Source organism: Pseudomonas sp. NPDC078700 (assembly GCF_044542375.1).
GTDB lineage: Bacteria > Pseudomonadota > Gammaproteobacteria > Pseudomonadales > Pseudomonadaceae > Aquipseudomonas.
Window position 1 is genome coordinate 1 of sequence record NZ_JBITUI010000001.1, and the last position, 17,560, is coordinate 17,560.

A 17,560-nucleotide genomic window follows, 5' to 3' on the forward strand; every position below is an offset into this window, starting at 1 on the left:
CTGTTACCGCTCGACTTGCATGTGTTAGGCCTGCCGCCAGCGTTCAATCTGAGCCATGATCAAACTCTTCAGTTCAATACTGCAATTAGGTTTTGAGAAAACCTTATAAACTTGGCTCAGCAATCGCAAAACTTACAAATTAATGTAAGGTAACTCTCGAATTAACGAGTGTTGCTTTGTGATGCTGATAATCTGTTGACTATCAGTCTTACCTCACAAGCACCCACACGAATTGCTTGATTCAGTTGTTAAAGAGCGGTTGGTTGATTCTTTCGTCTCAACCGAGGCGCGCATTCTACAGCAGCCTCATTTACTGTCAAGCTGTTTTTCGAAGTTCTTTTCCGAAGAAAACCGTTTCTACTCAACCACTTGCGCTTCCGATCAAACCAGCTTCTCGTCAGCGGGAGGCGCATTCTACAGCGTTCAAACTCGCTGTCAACACCTCTTTTTCTACCGCTTTCGATCACCGTGGCGATCACTCTAGAAGGCATTCAAACCACCCTCTGGAGCCCGGCGCATTCTACACAACTTTCGTTGCTTTGCAACCCCTCTTTTTAAGCTAACTTCTTGTTTTCTAAGAAGTTTTCCGAGAGGTCTACGCCGGAAGAGGTGCGCATTATAGGCACCTCAGATTTGCCGTCAAGGGTTAAAGCTGAAAAAAACCAGAAAGGTTGAAAATAGCTCGCGAATCCGCATTGAACAAATTCCTAGCTTTCTACTATTATCAATAACGCGCGCCTTTAGCATGGGCCTTTCACCTACAGCACCTAGCCAAATACTGGGCTGCAATAGAAAAGTAGCTATGCTGGCTTTAGCGCTTACCTATATATAGGTAAGCGCCAAGAAACACAGAGAGTCGATACGCCTAGGCCAGCGTGGCACTCAACTTGGCCTAGGCAATGGATGCACCCGAGTAAGAGCACCGTGTCAGTAGATCTGTAAAACAGGAGTCACAACTGTATAGCACTGAATTTTGTAGGTTTGCGATGTGAATTGGCGCTGCGTTATTGCCAATAACTGCTTTACTTACTTCTAATTCCTCTTACCGAGCAAGGATTGCAATGCTTAATCGTCCAGCCAAAACACTCAGCCTTGCCATCGCAGCCACGCTGCTTACTGCGTGTAATGCCATGGAGCCTCGCCCCTACACTGCTGAGGAGCAGGAACAGCGGATCCTTGAAGATCAAGCGCGGATGTACGCTGACCAGGAACCTGTGACACACCCCATAAGCTTTTATGAAGCAGTTGCCCGGGCGCTAAAATACAACCTTGACTACCGCTTGAAGCTAATGGAAAGCGCATTAGCCGCAGACCTGCGTGACGTGTCGAGTCATGAGATGCTGCCTCGCCTCGTCGCCACTGCAGGCTATGCGGGCCGCAACAATGACTCGGGTGGCACCTCGATCGGCATTGAGGACCGTCAACAGAGCTTGCGTGCATCGACCTCCGAAGAGCGCTATCGCGATATTGATAGCTTGGGCCTTAGCTGGAGCCTGCTGGACTTTGGGGTTGCTTACTACCGCACCCAACAGAAGACCGACCAAATCATGATGGCGGAAGAGCGCCGCCGTAAAGTTGCACAGAATGTCATGCAAGATGTGCGCAATGCCTATTGGCGCGCCCTCGCCGCTCAGCGTTTGATGCCAGAAGTCGATGGCTTGTTGGCCCGTACCAATAATGCACTTACATCGGCCAGATCCGCCGAGGACCGTGGCTTGCTGCCACGCCAGGATGCACTCGCCTATCAACGCGCTCTGATCGACTCAATCGACTTGCTTAGTGTTCGACGCCAAGACCTGGAATTCGCCCAAGCTGAATTGTCGGCATTAATGTCACTGCCACCCGGCTCGAAAATGGTGCTTAGCGATGAACCAGAGCCGCAGATGCCTGAACTTAAAGCCAATATAGACAGCCTTGAGTTAGCGGCGCTTAACAATCGTCCAGAGATAATGGAAGAGTGGTACCGCAAGCGAGTCAACGCCAATGACCTTAAGATCGCCAAAGCCCAGCTTTGGCCCAATGTCAGCGTTAACTGGAGCTATCAATACGACTCCAACAAGTACCTGTACAACAACAGCTGGTCTGAGACCGGCCTGCAGGTATCGGTCAACCTGATTCGTATGCTGCAACTGCCTGCACTTAATAATGCAGAAGACTCGCAAACCAAAACGGATGACACTCGCCGCCTGGCCTTGTCCATGGCAATCCTTACTCAGGTTCGGGTTGGCGCATTGCGCTATCAGCTATCTCACGAACAACTTGAATTCGCCAACGAAAGCCTGCGTGTCGATCAAAGCTTATTGAGTTATGCGCAAGCTGCAAAAAGTACTGCCGTGGGCTCAGAGCTTGAGGTTATTCGCGCAGAAGGCCGCTACCTACTTTCCCGTTATCAACGCGAAGCTGCCTACTCCAATACCCAGGCAGCCTGGGGCCGGCTCTATAACTCGGTCGGCTTGGATATCATGCCGGACGTGGTCAAAAGCTACGATGTAAAAACCCTGGCGGATGAATTGAAGAAGAAAATGGACCAACAGGAACAACAGCAATTACTTCCTCTGACACAAGGAAGCAACAATGTCGCAAAGCAGTCCTAAGACCGTCGTGATCACAGCACTAATGGCAGGAATCATGGCAACCTCGGTTGTCGCAGAAACACCCGTTAGCACACAAGGATTAACCGACCCATCCGCTATTCGTGTGCTGCTTGCAGCCCACCTTGAAACAACCCTTTCGAGCCAAATGAATGGCACGCTTGATAAGTTGAATGTAACCCTGGGTAAACAAGTCAAAAAGGATGAAGTACTGGCCCAACTCAACTGCCAGGAAGCTCAGGCAAGGGCTAAAGTCGCAGCCGCCGAATTGACCATGGCCAAGCAGAACCTCTCTGCCAAACAAAGCCTGCGTAAACTCGATGCTGTGGGCGATTTAGAAGTCTCCATAGCATCAACCGAAGTCCAAAAGGCTGACGGTGCCCGCCTGATGGCCCAAGCGCAAAGTGGCTATTGTGTAGTCAAGGCGCCTTTTAGTGGTCGTGTTGCCAAGATACACGTCAAAGGGTATCAAACTGTCACCGCCGGTACGCCGCTGCTTGATTTAGTCAGTGACGGTGCGCTGAAGGTCCGTTTGAATGTGCCATCAACGCGCTTGCCATCACTGCGTGAGGGCATGCCGTTAGAGGTCAGTATTTACGAAACTGGCAAGACCTATACTGCTCACGTCAGTGCGATAAATGCACGTGTAGACGCCGTGGCGCAAACGGTTGAGCTCGAGGCCCGGCTTGATGCCGAGCACCCAGATTTGATTGCAGGAATGAGTGGAATTGCCCGTTTCCCAACCACAGATGAGTGACCGACTACCACACCCTCAATTATTGCTTAGCCTAAACGCCCTACGGGACCGAGCGTTACAAGCTGAGACCTTGAACGCGCTGGCGTTTTCAATGGCCAATGACCTGCACCCTTTGCTGAAATACCGGCAAGCTCTGGTCATGGCTCAGCGGGCAGACAAGCTTGAGTTGCTTTGTGTTTCCGGGCTGGCAAAGCCAACTGAAGACTCGCCCTATTTAATCTGGCTGTCACGCGCCAGCCGCTGGCTCAGTGAGCAATTGCCTGATAATTCAGCGCAGTGGCTGGCGCGAGACGCACTGCAACCCCCTGAAGACATTGCCGAAGGTTGGTCGGAGTGGTGGCCAAGTGGAATATTCTGTGTGCCCGTTGTGGGTGCCCGCGAACAGCGGCTGGGGCTTGTGTTATTTCTGCTCGACCAGCCTCCCCCAGAGCCGCTCTTGCCACTGTTTGAGAGCCTATGGAAAACCTGGTCATATTGTTGGTCAGCTTTAACGGTACAACACAGATTACTGGGCTGGCGACCCAGTAAGCGCCAGCTATTGATCTGTGCAATTGTGCTCTGCGCCTTGCTCCTAATCCCAGTAAGACAGACCGTGCTCGCCCCAGCGGAAATAGTCTCAGCCGAGGCTCAAGTGGTTAGCTCGCCGATCGACGGAGTTATTGCGCAAATGCTGGTAAGGCCGAATCAATCGGTTGATGCCGGCACCCTACTCTTCACCCTGGATGAAACCACCCTGCGCAACCGCGCCGACGTGTTATCCAAAGAGGTTGCGGTAGCGGACGCCGAGCTATTGGCTGCCAGCCAACGCGCGTTCGATAACATCCAGAGTAAAAGCGAACTGACCTTGCTCAATGGGCGCGCGCAACAGCGTCGGGCAGAACTTGATGCAGTCCGTGCGCAATTGCAACGTACTCAAGTCAGCTCACCGACAGCAGGTGTTGCCGTCTTCAGCGATCCAAATGATTGGCTCGGTAAACCCGTCGTGACCGGGGAGCGAATCCTGCAAGTGGCGAACCCGAAAACACCCGCAATGCGCATCCAGTTGCCGGTTGCCGATGCCATCGCGCTGGAGCCCGGCGCGCCGGTCACCTTATACCTGACTGCATACCCACTGAACCCAGTAGAGGGAAAAGTGCTGGAAACCAGTTACAAAGCCAAACCGACCGATGAAGGCGTGGTCGCGTATCGACTTCTAGCCAGTGTCGACGGCGAATCAAAACATGCGCGTCTTGGCTTGCACGGTACGGCCAAACTGTATGGCGAACGTGTCATGCTCGGTTACTACTTACTGCGCCGCCCTCTTTCTTCAGTACGGGCCTGGACTGGCTGGTAATGGATACCCCAATCGAACTGCCATTACCGCCGCTGCGTGAGGACCTACGCTTAAGCAAAGCGGCAATCACCTCCAGTGGCGAACCCAGCTGGGTGATTGAAGACACCGTGATCAATCGCTACTACCAGATTGGCTGGCTTGAGTTTGAGTGCCTATTAAGGTGGGGACAAACACCCACACAGATCAGCACACAAATAGCGCAAGAAACTGCATTGCAGCCTGAGGCCGAACAGGTGTTGGCCTTCAGCCAGTTTCTGGAGCACAACCAACTGCTTCGGCCAAATATGCAGGCCACTGATCGTCTCAGCATGCGCAGCGAAGGTAATAGTGGCCTCAGTTGGAAATGGTGGCTGCATCACTACCTGTTCTTTCGCATTCCGCTACTGCGACCACAACGTTTTTTGCGCAAGCTGAACAATGCCCTTGGCTGGCTATTCAATCGCAAAACCGGGCTGGCGATTTTGCTGCTCAGCCTCACTGGCATCATTATGGTTATGCACCAGTGGGATACCTTTACCCATGATGTCGTCGAGTCGTTCTCAATGGAGGGGTTACTCGGCTTTGCAATGGCCCTCATCGTAGGCAAAAGCCTGCATGAAATGGGGCACGCACTTGTCGCAACGCGTCTGGGTTTACGTGTCGCCCATATGGGGGTCGCCTTCGTTGTGCTTTGGCCCATGCTGTACACCGACACAGGGGAAAGTTGGCGTCTGGCCAGGTCTCGGCAACGTTTGGCGATCGCCAGCGCCGGAATACTCACTGAACTGTCGCTGGCTGGCCTGGCAACCCTGGGTTGGGCGCTAAGTGAGCCCGGGCCTCTGCGTAATGGTCTACTCTACCTCGCCACCACAGGTTGGATTCTGTCACTGGCGTTGAATGCCAGCCCGTTTATGCGCTTTGATGGCTACTTTATCCTCTCGGACATACTCGACTTTCCGAACCTGCATGAGCGCTCATCGGCGCAGGCACGGGTGTTCTTGCGCCGCAGCATACTGGGCTTGGACGAGCCTTGGCCTGAGCCGTTCAGCACGGGAAAACGCCGCGGATTAATTGCCTTTGCCTTTATCACCTGGCTGTACCGCCTCGCTCTGTTTCTGGGGATCGCAGTTGCGGTCTACCTACTGTTTTTCAAACTCCTGGGCATTTTCCTATTCATCGTCGAGCTTTCGTGGTTCATCTTTATGCCAATCTGGCGCGAGCTAAAACACTGGTGGCAAAATCGCAGCGAAGTCCGCAAGGGACGACGCTATGTATTCGTTTCAATCCTGGCGGGCATTGCTCTGCTATTGGCACTGCCCTGGCACTCACAGATCCATATTCATGGTGTCGCGCGGGCTGAACAGCAAGTGCAGGTTTTTTCACCTTACCCGGCGCACATTCAGCGAGTTCATCCAGAGGGCAAGGTCAAAGCAGGCGATAGACTGGCCGTGCTGGACCAACCTGACATTGCCTCAAAGCTGCGTCAGAGTGAAACCAGCATGCGCAACATTGAATCGCAACTTACCGGCTTACAAGCTGACAGTTCAGGCTTAAGCCTGCAAACAGCGACCCGCCAACGACTCTGGGTGGAGTATGAGCAGGCCCGTTCGGCCCAATCGGAAATCGACAGACTGGTCTTGAAGGCCCCATTCGACGGCGAATGGCTTGATATCAATCCAGACTGGAAAGCCGGCCAATGGATCAGCAATAAAGAACCCATTGGTGTATTGATCGCGGCTGAGCGCTGGCAGGCTGACGGCTATGTACAGCAGAGTGACGTGCACCGCCTAAGGATTGGCGATCCTGTGCGCTTCTATGCCAAAGGCCAGCCAACGCCGGTTTCAGGCAAGGTTATCGCTATTGGCAGTACGCGCAGTAATCAGTTAGCCAGCCCAATGCTCGCGTCACGCTTTGGCGGCCCACTTACCACCAAACAAGACAGTAATGATCTGACACCGACCGAGTCGCTGTTCCATGTACTGATTCAGTTAGACAAAGCGCCAAGCGGACAGCATGAAACCTTGGGGGACATTCAGGTAGAGGGCGCCAAACGCAGTTTACTGGCTGAAGGCGTCACGCATCTTTTTGCGGTATTACTGCGCGAAAGTGGCTTTTAATACCCTTGCGCCCTTAGCGGGCGAACAATTCGCCAATCCCTGCCAACGGCATCGTTTGCTCAACCGAGTACTTCACTATTTTGCTGCTAGACGGGTTATGGGAGAGGTGGCTAATACCGTAGATCATGACCGGTATAAGCAGAATCATCAGGTAACGAGGCATAATCAATTCCTCTCAAGCCACGGCAGCTGGGCTGCTCGCAATTATTGTTGTTATTACTCAACTCCAACATTGCCGTTAATTCACCGGTGATTTTTTGCAGATTGCGCCATAGAGTAGATAATTTACGCCACAGTGGTTTCCGTCTGTCTGCATCTGAACGTAACGGCATCACTGTTTATAAGCATAGACGATAGATTTTTTAGCGTAGGGATGGCCCACCAACGCAGCAGCATTGGTGGTTTCGAGAATGCTAAAGGAATGAATGAACGCGAGCACTGAAGGTTCGCGAGCACAGCGACTGCAGCTAACTGCCAGTCAGTACTATCAGCAATGAGTTAAGCCCCACGGATCAGATGCGGCAGAGATCAATCACGGCAAAACTGGCAACGGTTTCATGCCCGCGCAACTCCCCGCCTTCACGAGCCAAGCCAATGGTATTCATACCAGCTTGCTGAGCGGCGTCGAGCTCTTCGACGATATCTGAAAGAAAAACGATTTCATCCGCTGGCAAACCAATCGCTTTTGTGATGGTTTGGTAAGAGCTCACATCCCGCTTGAGCCCTGAGGTGGTATCAAAGTAGCCACTAAACAACGGGCTCAAATCACCCGCTTCTGAGCAGCCGAAGATCAGCTTCTGCGCCTGGATCGAACCTGACGAATAGACATACAAGGCATAGCCCGCCTGGTGCCAGCGACGCAATGCTTCAACAGCGTCCGGGTAGACATGGCCTTTGAGCTGACCACTGGCGTAGCCCTGCGCCCAGACCATCCCTTGCAAGGCTTTTAATGGTGTTGCCTTGCGATCAGCCACAATCCACTCAAGCAGAATCTCAATCACCCGAATAGTGTCAGCCCCGTGTTCTCCCGCTTCAACCCGTACGGCCTCAAGTTGCTCAGCAACCGCAGGATCTTGTGCGTGCTGCAAAACAAAGTCAGGCAAATGTTCTGCGGCGAAAGGGAACAAGACATCAAAGACAAAACTGACTGCGCTGGTAGTCCCTTCAATATCGGTGAGTATTGCTTTGATCGGCATGCTGTCTCCAAATCCATCAACTGCCAGTGACGCGTCAAAGTCTGTTGACTGAAATATTCCGTGGCTCAGTACAGAACCACATGTATAGCGTTAAGGGCGACTCAATCGTCCAACCCAGGGAAGCTGCTCGCAATGTCGTCGCCGGTAAATTGCGCCACCCAGCCCTCAGGATTGTTGAACATGCGGATCGCCACAAAGTGAGGATTTTCACCCATATCAAACCAATGACGCGTACCCGCTGGAACCGAGATCAGGTCATTTTTTTCACAGAGTACGGCATAAACAAAGTCATCAATGTGCAGGGTAAACAAACCGCGCCCGGCAACGAAAAACCGTACTTCATCTTCGCCGTGACGATGTTCATCTAGAAACTTGGCCCGCAGCTCAGCTTTTTGCGGGTGATCCGCTGCCAGGCTGACAACATCGACTGTGACATAACCACGCTCTGTCATCAGTTGGTCGATCTGGTCGCGGTACGCGGCCAGTACATCATCAGAACTAGCACCGGCAGCAATTGGCGCACTGGCTTGCCAACGCTCGAAGCGGACACCCACGCTGCCCAGCGTGCTGGCAATATCTTCAAGATGGGTGAGTACTTTATTCGGCAGTTCAGGGGTCGATTCGTGATAGACACTGAGCATGCTCATAAGCTGAATTCCTTGTACGTCTACAGGGCAAGACATGGCGCGCCCTGTGAGGGGCTAATTTTTTTGCAGTGCGCGGACTCGCAACTCGCATTCAAACAAAAACTCAAAGGCTTCAATTTGGCGCAACGCATCACTCATTTGAACGCCCCAGGTGTATAAACCGTGACCACGAATCAAGTACCCAGCACAGTCGGGATGCGCTTCAAGCCAGGGCCGAACCTTGCTCGCCAAGCGCTCGATATCTTGATCGTTATCGAAGATAGGCACAGTCACCACTGATTGATGAGTGACCACTCCTGTGAAGGCTTTCTGCAGTTCGTAGTCCTCAAACTGCAGCCGGTCACCCTCGGTCAGCCGGGTCAGTACGGTGGCGCCCACTGAATGGGTGTGCAGCACTGCGCCGATTTCCTTGCGCCACTTATATAACTGGGTATGCAACAGTGTTTCCGCAGAAGGCTTTTTACCCTCCTCCAGGCTGTTGCCTTCAAGATCTGTGACCAGCACGTCATTGAAGCCCAATTCGCCTTTATGCCGGCCCGACACAGTCAGCAGCGCCTTATCATCAGCTAGCCGTGCTGAGTAGTTACTGCTTGTCGCCGGTGACCAGCCTTTATCATAGAGAAAACGCCCAGCATCAATAATTTGCTGAGTGAGGTGCTCGCGGTTTAAATAATGATGTTCTGGTTGCTGATCAGGGTTCAAGGCCTGTCCTCCTGCAAACGGGTGGCGATGATAATGGCGGCAGCTAGAACTGCCAGGCTGGCGAGTGAAAAGGTCCACGCCGCGCCTAAGGTATTCCAACTGTAACCTGCGTAAAGTGCGCCCAATGCCCCGCCAACTCCAGCCGTCGCTGCATAAAGTGACTGGCCCTGCCCTTGTTGGCGATCAGCAAAACTACGCTGCACAAAATGTATAGCAGCAGCATGAAAACTGCCAAAAGTCGCCGCATGCATCAACTGCGCAAACAGCAAAATCCACAAATGATCAGCGAAATTACCCAGTAATAGCCAACGCACAGCGGTGATCAAAAAACTCGCCAGCAATACTGTACGCAACGAAAAGCGCACCAGCAGTTTAGCCATAAACATAAACAGAATGATTTCAGCGAGCACACCAAGTGCCCACAAAACGCCAATAACACCGCGGCTATAGCCCTGAGCTTCCAAGTGCAAACTGAGGAAGGTGTAGTACGGGCCGTTGCTCAATTGCATCAAGCACACGCAGAGATAAAAGGCCAAAATGCCGGGCCGTCGCAACTGCTTGATAAAGCCACCATCGGTAAGGTTAGCCGGACGGTTTTGCGGTTGAGCGTTAGGCACCCATAAACTGCTTATAACGATACCGCTCATAATCAGGATCAATGCCCAGGGATAGGCATCGAGACTGACCCACTCAAATAACTGGCCAAGGCCAATCACTGCGACGATAAAACCAATACTGCCCCACAGACGAATCTGGCTGTAGCGAGCCGTCTGCTCACGCAAGTGAGCCAGAGTGATAACCTCGAATTGTGGTAACACGGCATGCCAGAAAAACGCATGCGAGGCCATTATCAGCGCCAACCAGACATAGCTTGTATCAAGCACAATGGCGCTGAAACATAACAGCGTGGCAACCGCACCAAAACGCACAATGGCCAGACGCTGGCCAGAATAGTCGCCAAGCCAGCCCCAGATATTTGGCGCAATGCAGCGCATCAGCATGGGAATCGCGATCAACTCACCGATACGCGCTGGGGCAAAGCCAAGGTGGTCAAAGTACAAAGCCAAAAACGGCGCTGTGCCACCGAGTAGCGCAAAGTAGAAGAAGTAAAACCCAGACAGCCGCCAATACGGCAATACAGTCGACATCTAGCAGCGAGCCAACATGGATGCCGGGCAGCATGGCCGAATTGAGCAATACCAGGTTGCAGGAACTGACTCAGCCCTGCATGTACAACGCGTCACAGTTGCGGTAACACCGGCGTGGAGACCTTGACGTCCGCATTTTGAGCACGGTGACGTAACAGATGATCCATTAACACCAGCGCCATCATCGCCTCAGCAATAGGCGTCGCACGGATACCAACACAAGGGTCGTGACGGCCCTTGGTGATCATCTCCACGGCATTACCATTGATATCAATCGAACGCCCTGGCGTGGTGATGCTCGAGGTTGGCTTCAACGCCAAATGGGCAATAATTGGCTGACCTGAAGATATCCCACCCAAAATGCCGCCAGCGTTATTGCTGAGAAAGCCTTCAGGGGTCATCTCGTCACGGTGTTCAGTACCGCGCTGGGCAACGCTGTCGAAACCTGCACCGATTTCCACCCCTTTAACCGCGTTGATGCTCATCAAGGCATGGGCAAGCTCAGCGTCCAGACGGTCAAAAATCGGCTCGCCCAAACCAGGCATGACACCCTCGGCCACAACCGTGATCTTTGCACCTACGGAGTCTTGGTCGCGGCGGAGTTGGTCCATATAGGCTTCAAGCTCAGGCACTTTATCCGGGTCTGGGCAGAAAAACGCATTCTGTTCGACGCTTTCCCACGTCTTGAACGGGATCTGGATTGGGCCAAGCTGGCTCATATAGCCACGAATCACAATGCCCTGAGTGGCCAAGAATTTTTTCGCAATTGCACCAGCGGCAACACGCATAGCGGTCTCACGCGCAGAGCTACGACCACCACCGCGGTAATCGCGCAGGCCGTATTTATGGTGATAACTGTAGTCCGCATGGGCTGGGCGGAATACATCTTTGATCGCGGAGTAATCCTTCGACTTCTGATCAGTGTTACGAATCAACAAGCCGATGGAGCAGCCCGTGGTTTTGCCTTCAAACACGCCAGACAGGATTTCGACGATATCGTCTTCCTGTCGCTGGGTTGTATGACGGCTGGTACCAGGCTTGCGCCGGTCAAGGTCGCGCTGCATGTCTTCGAGCGACAACTCAAGCCCCGGAGGGCAGCCATCAACAATGGCGACCAACGCCGGACCGTGGCTTTCGCCTGCGCTAGTGACGGTGAACAGCTTGCCGTAGGTATTGCCGGACATGTGCAAAACGCTCCGCGATATTAACCTTGAACCCAACCATGAGAGCGATCACGACAGCACCATAGGTGCTCATCAGGCAACACGCACCTATCATGGCATGCAGGACATTAATGTAGCGCGCAAGTATACCTGCGGCGGTGCGACACTTCATCCTCGAACCTTATTGCATTATGTGCGTCGAATAGTTCAGTGATGCCAATTCGCCTTCAAGGGGCTCCCTTGAACCTGCGGAGTCGATCACCGACTTACCTTCACTCCACCTCTAAATAAACAGTGCCCACAACATGCTGCGAGTCGTTCTTTTAATGCTTCCTTTACTAGCGGGCCTTGCCCACGCAGCACCCACACCGATTTCTCAACGCCCAGTCAGCCTGCAAACTGATCAGGGGCAATTATTCGGTACTTTAGTTGCTCCACAAAGCAGCGAACCCATTCCGGTCGCCCTGCTTATTGCCGGCTCTGGGCCAACTGATCGTGACGGAAACAATCCAGGCGGTGGCAATAACGACGGCTTGCGCAAGTTGGCTTACGCACTGGCAAAGCAGGGTATTGCCAGCTTGCGTTACGACAAACGCGGCGTCGCCAAAAGTCAGCCTGCCACGCCCGATGAGCGCGACCTTAGTGTTGAGCGCTATGTGGCAGACGCAGTGGGCTGGAGCCGTCAACTAAAGGCCGACAAACGCTTCAATAAGCTGGTATTGATTGGCCACAGTGAGGGCGCACTCATTGCAACATTGGCGGCCCCTTACGCCAACGCCGATGAGCTGATCTCAATCGCAGGCAGCGCGCGGCCTATTGACCAGGTCCTGCGTGAGCAACTTAGCCAACGCCAACTGCCACCCAATCAGGTGGCGATCAGCATGCACATTCTCGACGAACTCAAAGCGGGCAATACCGTCGGTAACATCCCTAATGATATGCAGGGGCTGTTCCGACCCTCCGTACAACCTTACTTGATCAGCTTGTTTCGCCAAGACCCGGCTCGTGCCTTCGCCCAATTGCAGATACCCGCACTGATTCTTCAGGGTAATCATGATATTCAGGTTGATGTCGCAGATGCGCTGATGCTCAAAGAGGCGAACCCTGACGCTCAGCTGGCCCTGATCGAGGGTATGAATCACGCGATGCGTATAGTCCCACTCGACCTGAAAGCACAGCTCGCTTCATACAACAATCCAAAACTGCCCTTGGCACGGATGCTAACGGAGAAGATCACCCAGTTTATTCAGAACAATCGTACCTAGTTAGCTCCAGATTCTTGGGTGGCAGCCGATAACTCCTGAGCAAGCGCAACGTTAAGACATCTCCAGCGCACAGGATCGCCACCCATGAACACTGCAAACCCAGCCTCCACCTCAGATGGGGCCGCTCCCGAGCTGCAACCCAAGGAAGAGAAAGCGCACCCCTGGGCTGACTTGGGGGCTGAACACTTCCGTCTACTCAGGCTCGCTGCACTGCCTATCGACCGCCACACGGGGGGGCGCCCGCTGCGTTTTGTACAACTGGGGCGCGTTGAACGCCATAGCCCGCAATTGAGCATGCTACGTCTAACCATAAGCCTGCCAGACCAGGCTATACGCAAACACATGAACACCCTGGAAGTCTGGATTGATCATCGCTCCCGTGAACTGCGTTTCGGCCCCGATAAAGGCCTGCACCTGGAGCCTGGCAACCGTGGTTTAGGACGTTTTCTGGTCGCACAAGGCGTGGCTTGGGCCAAGCAGCACTGCGCGCACTATTTGGTTGAAGGCGGGGCGTTGCACGTTAAAGATGCACCGACGGATGACGCCCGCGCCCGCCGTGATCATTTCCTGCAAACGCAAGGCTTCACGATCGAATACCAAGATCCGCTTCAGCTAAAAGCCAGCTACAGCGCGGCGCGGGTCAGCGTCTTGCACAGCGATTGGCACAGCGAAAAAGTACAGATCGTCGAAATAATTGAAGCGGCGATCATGCTCCAACGTGCCGACCAAGCGCTCAATGAGCAAAATGCCAAGCTGCGTAAAATGGAAGAGCGCGCCGCCCAATACAAACGTGAAGATGGCAGCCTGCGCTTTACCATCGCCTGCCTCGTCACCTTTAGCGTGTTTCAGGCAGGCTTATTGATTTGGATTGCAACCCACTAATCGGATCGCAATCCTTAGAAGCGCTGGCCGTTAAGGATTTAAACGTGAGCGGAACAGTTCTTGGTGTTCACGGCAAAGCTTGGCTGGCAACAAAAACACCCCATGGCCGCCCTGCTGGAAATCCAGCCAGGTAAAGTCAACTTCCGGGTACAGCGCCTCAACGTGAACCTGACTGTTACCGACTTCAACAATCAGCACCCCTTTTTCGTTCAGGTGATCTGCTGCTTCAGCCAGCATACGGCGGACCAAGTCCAAGCCATCCTCACCACAAGCCAGCCCCAAAGCAGGCTCATGCTGATACTCATCAGGCATGTCAGCAAAATCTTCGGCATCTACATAAGGCGGATTGGAGACAATCAGGTCGAAGCGTTGCCCTGGTAAACCGGCAAAACCATCGCCTTGCACAGTGAATACACGGTCTTCAATGCCGTGACGCTCAATGTTCTGATTGGCAACCTCAAGCGCTTCAAACGACAGATCACCCAATATCACTTCGGCATCAAGGAATTCATAAGCGCAGGCAATGCCAATGCAGCCAGAACCGGTGCACAGGTCCAGAATTCGCTTGGGCTCACCCGCCAGCCAAGGTCTGAATCGATTGTTGATCAGCTCCGCAATGGGTGAGCGCGGAACCAAAACGCGCTCATCGACCAAAAACGGCAAACCGCAGAACCAAGCCTCACCAAGCAAGTAGGCGGTTGGGATGCGCTCATCAATGCGCCGCGCCAACAACTGCTGCAAAAGCGCATGCTCGTCATCTTCAAGACGACAATCCAAATAGCCATCAGCCATTTCATAAGGCAAATGCAACGCACCAAGAATCAGCTGGCGCGCCTCATCCCAAGCATTATCAGCACCGTGGCCAAAAAACAGCTCTTCAGTCTGAAAGCGAGTCACAGCCCAACGAATGTAGTCACGCAATGTCCGCAGACGAGTAGATCGGGCGGTGGAAACCTCAGTCACAGACTTTCTCCTTCATAGATGATCCGACAGTTTAACAGCACAGGTTGAAGCACTGCGAATGAGTCATCGCGCGATTAGTGATGAAACCTTGGCAGAAATTCAGTATAAGAACGGCCCCGTGCTCAGAAGCTGAAAATTCAGCCAATTGTGTGGGCTGATCACTGGCTTTTTAGGATGGCTTACTGCCATTATTGGTCACAGCATCTATTCAGCGTCCTTATTTAAAAGGCGTCGTGAAACCCTTTACGAGCAGCACATTGCTCAATATTTCCAGGATCTGAGTCTAGGCAGATGACTGAACTTTTCACTTGCATTGAACCGCTAATGCAGTAATGGGTTCACAGCAACGCCAGACAGGCAGACAATGAATATTGCCGTCAGAGTCAACGAGGAGCCTTTTAATGTCGCACCCCAAAACGCTACTGCAGCTCACTGGCCGTAGCCATGCACCTGCCACCTTGAAGACCGCCACTCTGCTGGTGATCGATACCCAAGAAGAGTATCGCAGCGGCGTGCTGAAGCTGCCGCAGGTTGAGCAAGCGGTAACCGAGATAGCCAAGTTGCTCGATGCAGCACGGGCCATGGGCACCCCCATCGTGCACGTTAAGCATTTAGGTATTCCTGATGGCGTCCTCGACCCACGGGGCCCACGCGGCGAGCATATCCCTGAAGTTGCACCTTTAGCAGGCGAACCTGTTATCGAAAAGCGCCTGCCAAACGCCTTCTCGGGCACAGAGCTGCATGAACGCTTGCAGGCATTGGGTCGTCTGGACTTGATAGTCTGTGGCTTTATGACTCACTCCAGCGTTAGCAGCACAGTGCGAGCAACCAAGGACTATGGCTACCGCTGCACCATGGTTGATGCAGCCTGCGCAACCCGTGACTTGCCAACCCTGGATGGTCAGGTCATTAGCGGTGCCGAGATGCACCGCGTTGAAATGATTGCATTGGCTGACAACTTTGCAGCCGTGGTTGCAGATGCCAGCGCCCTACTCAATTGATGGCTAACCCGCCCGAGCAAGCGAGTTGATACAATCGACTCTGCTAAAGTTCTGAACCACTAGGACCTATGCCTGTCACACGCCGATACCCAAAAGGAAATCGGAATGAAGCAATCCGATGGTTTTGATCCCCGTCGTTTACGCCCCCGTGAACCGGGCAACTGGCGAAAGCGATTTATCACAGCACTTGCAGCACTCTGCGCTGCGGCCGGTGTATTACTGGCCATGGCGGGTGCAGCGACGCTCATAGGTCACCCCTCAGCGCTGGGTAGCCTAAATGGCTCCCCTGCTGGCTCTGCAGTATTGTTGGTGGTTGGCCTGCTACTGCTCTGGACTGGCATTGCGCTGTGGCGTATGGGCCGCCGTCGCTCACGTCGCGGCAACGACCTGAGCATGTCTCGCCACCTTATGAAAAAACGTAAATAGTCCTGCCCACAGTATTAGATCGCTCAACCCCATTTATATTTTTAATCACTCAACGCACATGAAGGCAGCAGAAATACAGCTGCCTTGGTTACACTAGTGGCCAGTGTGGAGGCCACAATGCAAGACGACGATTTTTCTTTATTTCAAGCTCAGCTCAAGGGTGTTAGGCCGATCAAGCATGATCGGGCCGACACGGGTAAGCCTAAGCTGGATAAATCCAAGCTGGCCACGCTACGCCAGAATGCTACGGTGCGCGACAACAGCATCAAAGTCGATGGTCTCTCAGACCAGTTCGTGATTGATGTCGGAGCCGAAGACCCACTTTACTGGGCCGCCAACGGCATTCAAGAAAGCCAGATGCGCAAGCTCAAACTCGGCCAGATACCTTTTGATGGCAGCCTTGATCTACACGGCATGAACGTTGAGAAAGCCCGAGACATTTTATGGGAGTTTCTGGCCGAGGCCGGCAAGCTCGAAATACGCTGCGTACGTGTCACCCACGGTAAAGCGGCGCGAGTCGACGGTCGCAAACCCATGATCAAAAGCCACGTCAATACGTGGCTGCGTCAACATCCACAGGTATTGGGCTTCACCTCTTGCCAGCCAAAGCATGGGGGCACGGGTGCAATCTACCTCCTCCTAAAACGCACGATGATGGAAGGTCGCGACGAGGATTAAGCTGCCACTTCAGTGAGCACTAAGGGCAATTGACGCAAAATCTCTGTCAGCTTGGCGCACGCCGCGCTTGCCAGCCGGCAATCAGCACCCTACCCTTCGCGTCTGTGCATATTTGTCAGTCCAACAGGAAGATCCATGTCCCTGGAACAGAACTACACCCAGATTCTCGGTCAGCTTGGCGAAGATGTTTCCCGCGAAGGCTTGCTCGACACGCCTAAACGCGCGGCAAAAGCCATGCAGTACCTCTGCCGTGGCTATCAGCAGACGCTGGAAGAAGTCACCAATGGCGCGCTGTTCAGCTCGGACGCCAGTGAAATGGTGCTGGTCAAGAACATCGAACTCTATTCGCTGTGCGAGCATCACCTGCTGCCTTTTATTGGCAAAGCGCATGTGGCTTACATCCCGAGCGGCAAAGTCTTAGGCCTGTCGAAAATTGCGCGCATCGTTGATATGTATGCACGCCGCTTGCAGATTCAAGAAAACCTCAGCCGTCAGATCGCCGAAGCCATTCAGCAAGTCACCGGCGCGCTCGGTGTGGCGGTGGTCATCGAGGCCCAGCATATGTGCATGATGATGCGCGGCGTAGAGAAACAAAACTCATCGATGGTGACCTCAGTAATGCTTGGCGAGTTTCGCCAGAACGCAGCAACGCGCAGTGAGTTCCTAAGCCTCATCAACAACTGAACATAAGCGAAAGCGAAGACTGCGCACA

Annotated in this window: 17 protein-coding genes and 1 rRNA gene; 10 read left to right on the top strand and 8 right to left on the bottom strand. The window is 53.3% G+C overall.

All coding sequences use genetic code 11. The features are described 5' to 3' along the window. Positions 1-75 (bottom strand): 16S ribosomal RNA (locus ACIGCM_RS00005); the annotation flags it as partial. A 986-nt stretch (positions 76-1,061) separates the two neighbouring features. Here ACIGCM_RS00005 and ACIGCM_RS00010 point away from each other — a divergent pair. Genes ACIGCM_RS00010 through ACIGCM_RS00025 form a run of 4 tightly spaced genes read left to right on the top strand, consistent with a single transcriptional unit; the run spans position 1,062 to position 6,777 of the window. After that, a complete protein-coding gene (locus tag ACIGCM_RS00010) occupies positions 1,062-2,594 on the top strand; it encodes a TolC family protein (protein WP_397500009.1) in 1,533 nt (510 codons plus the stop codon). A gap of 34 nt (positions 2,595-2,628) precedes the next feature. Then, entirely contained in the window at positions 2,629-3,348 is a 720-nt protein-coding gene (locus ACIGCM_RS00015; RefSeq protein WP_397501068.1) for an efflux RND transporter periplasmic adaptor subunit, read from the top strand. Beyond that, entirely contained in the window at positions 3,341-4,681 is a 1,341-nt protein-coding gene (locus tag ACIGCM_RS00020; protein WP_397501069.1) for an efflux RND transporter periplasmic adaptor subunit, read from the top strand. Before ACIGCM_RS00015 ends, ACIGCM_RS00020 begins: the two co-directional genes overlap by 8 nt. Continuing rightward, on the top strand, positions 4,681-6,777 hold the full coding sequence (locus tag ACIGCM_RS00025) for an HlyD family efflux transporter periplasmic adaptor subunit (RefSeq protein WP_397500010.1): 2,097 nt from the start codon (positions 4,681-4,683) through the stop codon (positions 6,775-6,777). Before ACIGCM_RS00020 ends, ACIGCM_RS00025 begins: the two co-directional genes overlap by 1 nt. Positions 6,778-6,790: 13 nt before the next feature. On the opposite strand, the gene ACIGCM_RS00030 is transcribed toward ACIGCM_RS00025, so the two are convergent. The 6 genes from ACIGCM_RS00030 to aroC all read right to left on the bottom strand — a co-directional run bounded on the left by ACIGCM_RS00030 (position 6,791) and on the right by aroC (position 11,654). Further along, positions 6,791-6,940, bottom strand: a complete 150-nt coding sequence (locus tag ACIGCM_RS00030; protein ID WP_397500011.1) for a hypothetical protein — start codon at positions 6,938-6,940, stop codon at positions 6,791-6,793. Between the two features lie 349 nt (positions 6,941-7,289). Next, positions 7,290-7,973 (bottom strand): acireductone synthase, encoded by a 684-nt coding sequence (gene mtnC / locus ACIGCM_RS00035; protein WP_397500012.1) that lies wholly within the window; start codon positions 7,971-7,973, stop codon positions 7,290-7,292. A 101-nt stretch (positions 7,974-8,074) separates the two neighbouring features. After that, on the bottom strand, positions 8,075-8,620 hold the full coding sequence (locus ACIGCM_RS00040) for a 1,2-dihydroxy-3-keto-5-methylthiopentene dioxygenase (RefSeq protein ID WP_397500013.1): 546 nt from the start codon (positions 8,618-8,620) through the stop codon (positions 8,075-8,077). A gap of 54 nt (positions 8,621-8,674) precedes the next feature. Then, the gene (locus tag ACIGCM_RS00045; protein WP_397500014.1) at positions 8,675-9,322 is read right to left on the bottom strand and encodes a methylthioribulose 1-phosphate dehydratase; all 648 of its coding nucleotides are present in this window, start codon (positions 9,320-9,322) and stop codon (positions 8,675-8,677) included. Continuing rightward, a complete protein-coding gene (locus ACIGCM_RS00050) occupies positions 9,319-10,470 on the bottom strand; it encodes an MFS transporter (protein WP_397500015.1) in 1,152 nt (383 codons plus the stop codon). Before ACIGCM_RS00050 ends, ACIGCM_RS00045 begins: the two co-directional genes overlap by 4 nt. A gap of 92 nt (positions 10,471-10,562) precedes the next feature. Further along, positions 10,563-11,654, bottom strand: coding sequence for a chorismate synthase (gene aroC, locus ACIGCM_RS00055; RefSeq protein WP_397500016.1), 1,092 nt, complete (start codon positions 11,652-11,654; stop codon positions 10,563-10,565). Between the two features lie 284 nt (positions 11,655-11,938). Between aroC and ACIGCM_RS00060 the strand changes: the two genes are divergently transcribed. Both ACIGCM_RS00060 and ACIGCM_RS00065 read left to right on the top strand, forming a co-directional pair. Continuing rightward, complete coding sequence (locus tag ACIGCM_RS00060) at positions 11,939-12,898, top strand: alpha/beta hydrolase (protein WP_397500017.1); 960 nt, start codon at positions 11,939-11,941, stop codon at positions 12,896-12,898. Positions 12,899-12,982: 84 nt separating this feature from the next. Further along, positions 12,983-13,780 carry a hypothetical protein gene (locus tag ACIGCM_RS00065; RefSeq protein WP_397500018.1) on the top strand — a complete coding sequence of 266 codons (798 nt, stop codon included), beginning with the start codon at positions 12,983-12,985 and terminating at the stop codon, positions 13,778-13,780. A 30-nt stretch (positions 13,781-13,810) separates the two neighbouring features. On the opposite strand, the gene prmB is transcribed toward ACIGCM_RS00065, so the two are convergent. Beyond that, a complete protein-coding gene (prmB, locus tag ACIGCM_RS00070; protein WP_397500019.1) occupies positions 13,811-14,743 on the bottom strand; it encodes a 50S ribosomal protein L3 N(5)-glutamine methyltransferase in 933 nt (310 codons plus the stop codon). 401 nt (positions 14,744-15,144) lie between these two features. Between prmB and ACIGCM_RS00075 the strand changes: the two genes are divergently transcribed. From ACIGCM_RS00075 to folE, 4 genes are all read left to right on the top strand, one after another. Then, the gene (locus tag ACIGCM_RS00075) at positions 15,145-15,744 is read left to right on the top strand and encodes a cysteine hydrolase family protein (protein WP_397500020.1); all 600 of its coding nucleotides are present in this window, start codon (positions 15,145-15,147) and stop codon (positions 15,742-15,744) included. 105 nt (positions 15,745-15,849) lie between these two features. After that, positions 15,850-16,170 carry a hypothetical protein gene (locus ACIGCM_RS00080; RefSeq protein WP_397500021.1) on the top strand — a complete coding sequence of 107 codons (321 nt, stop codon included), beginning with the start codon at positions 15,850-15,852 and terminating at the stop codon, positions 16,168-16,170. A 117-nt stretch (positions 16,171-16,287) separates the two neighbouring features. Beyond that, positions 16,288-16,848: a Smr/MutS family protein gene (locus tag ACIGCM_RS00085; RefSeq protein ID WP_397500022.1), complete on the top strand. Its 561-nt coding sequence runs from the start codon at positions 16,288-16,290 to the stop codon at positions 16,846-16,848. Between the two features lie 135 nt (positions 16,849-16,983). Then, the gene (folE, locus tag ACIGCM_RS00090; RefSeq protein WP_397500023.1) at positions 16,984-17,532 is read left to right on the top strand and encodes a GTP cyclohydrolase I FolE; all 549 of its coding nucleotides are present in this window, start codon (positions 16,984-16,986) and stop codon (positions 17,530-17,532) included. Positions 17,533-17,560: the final 28 nt, after the last annotated feature.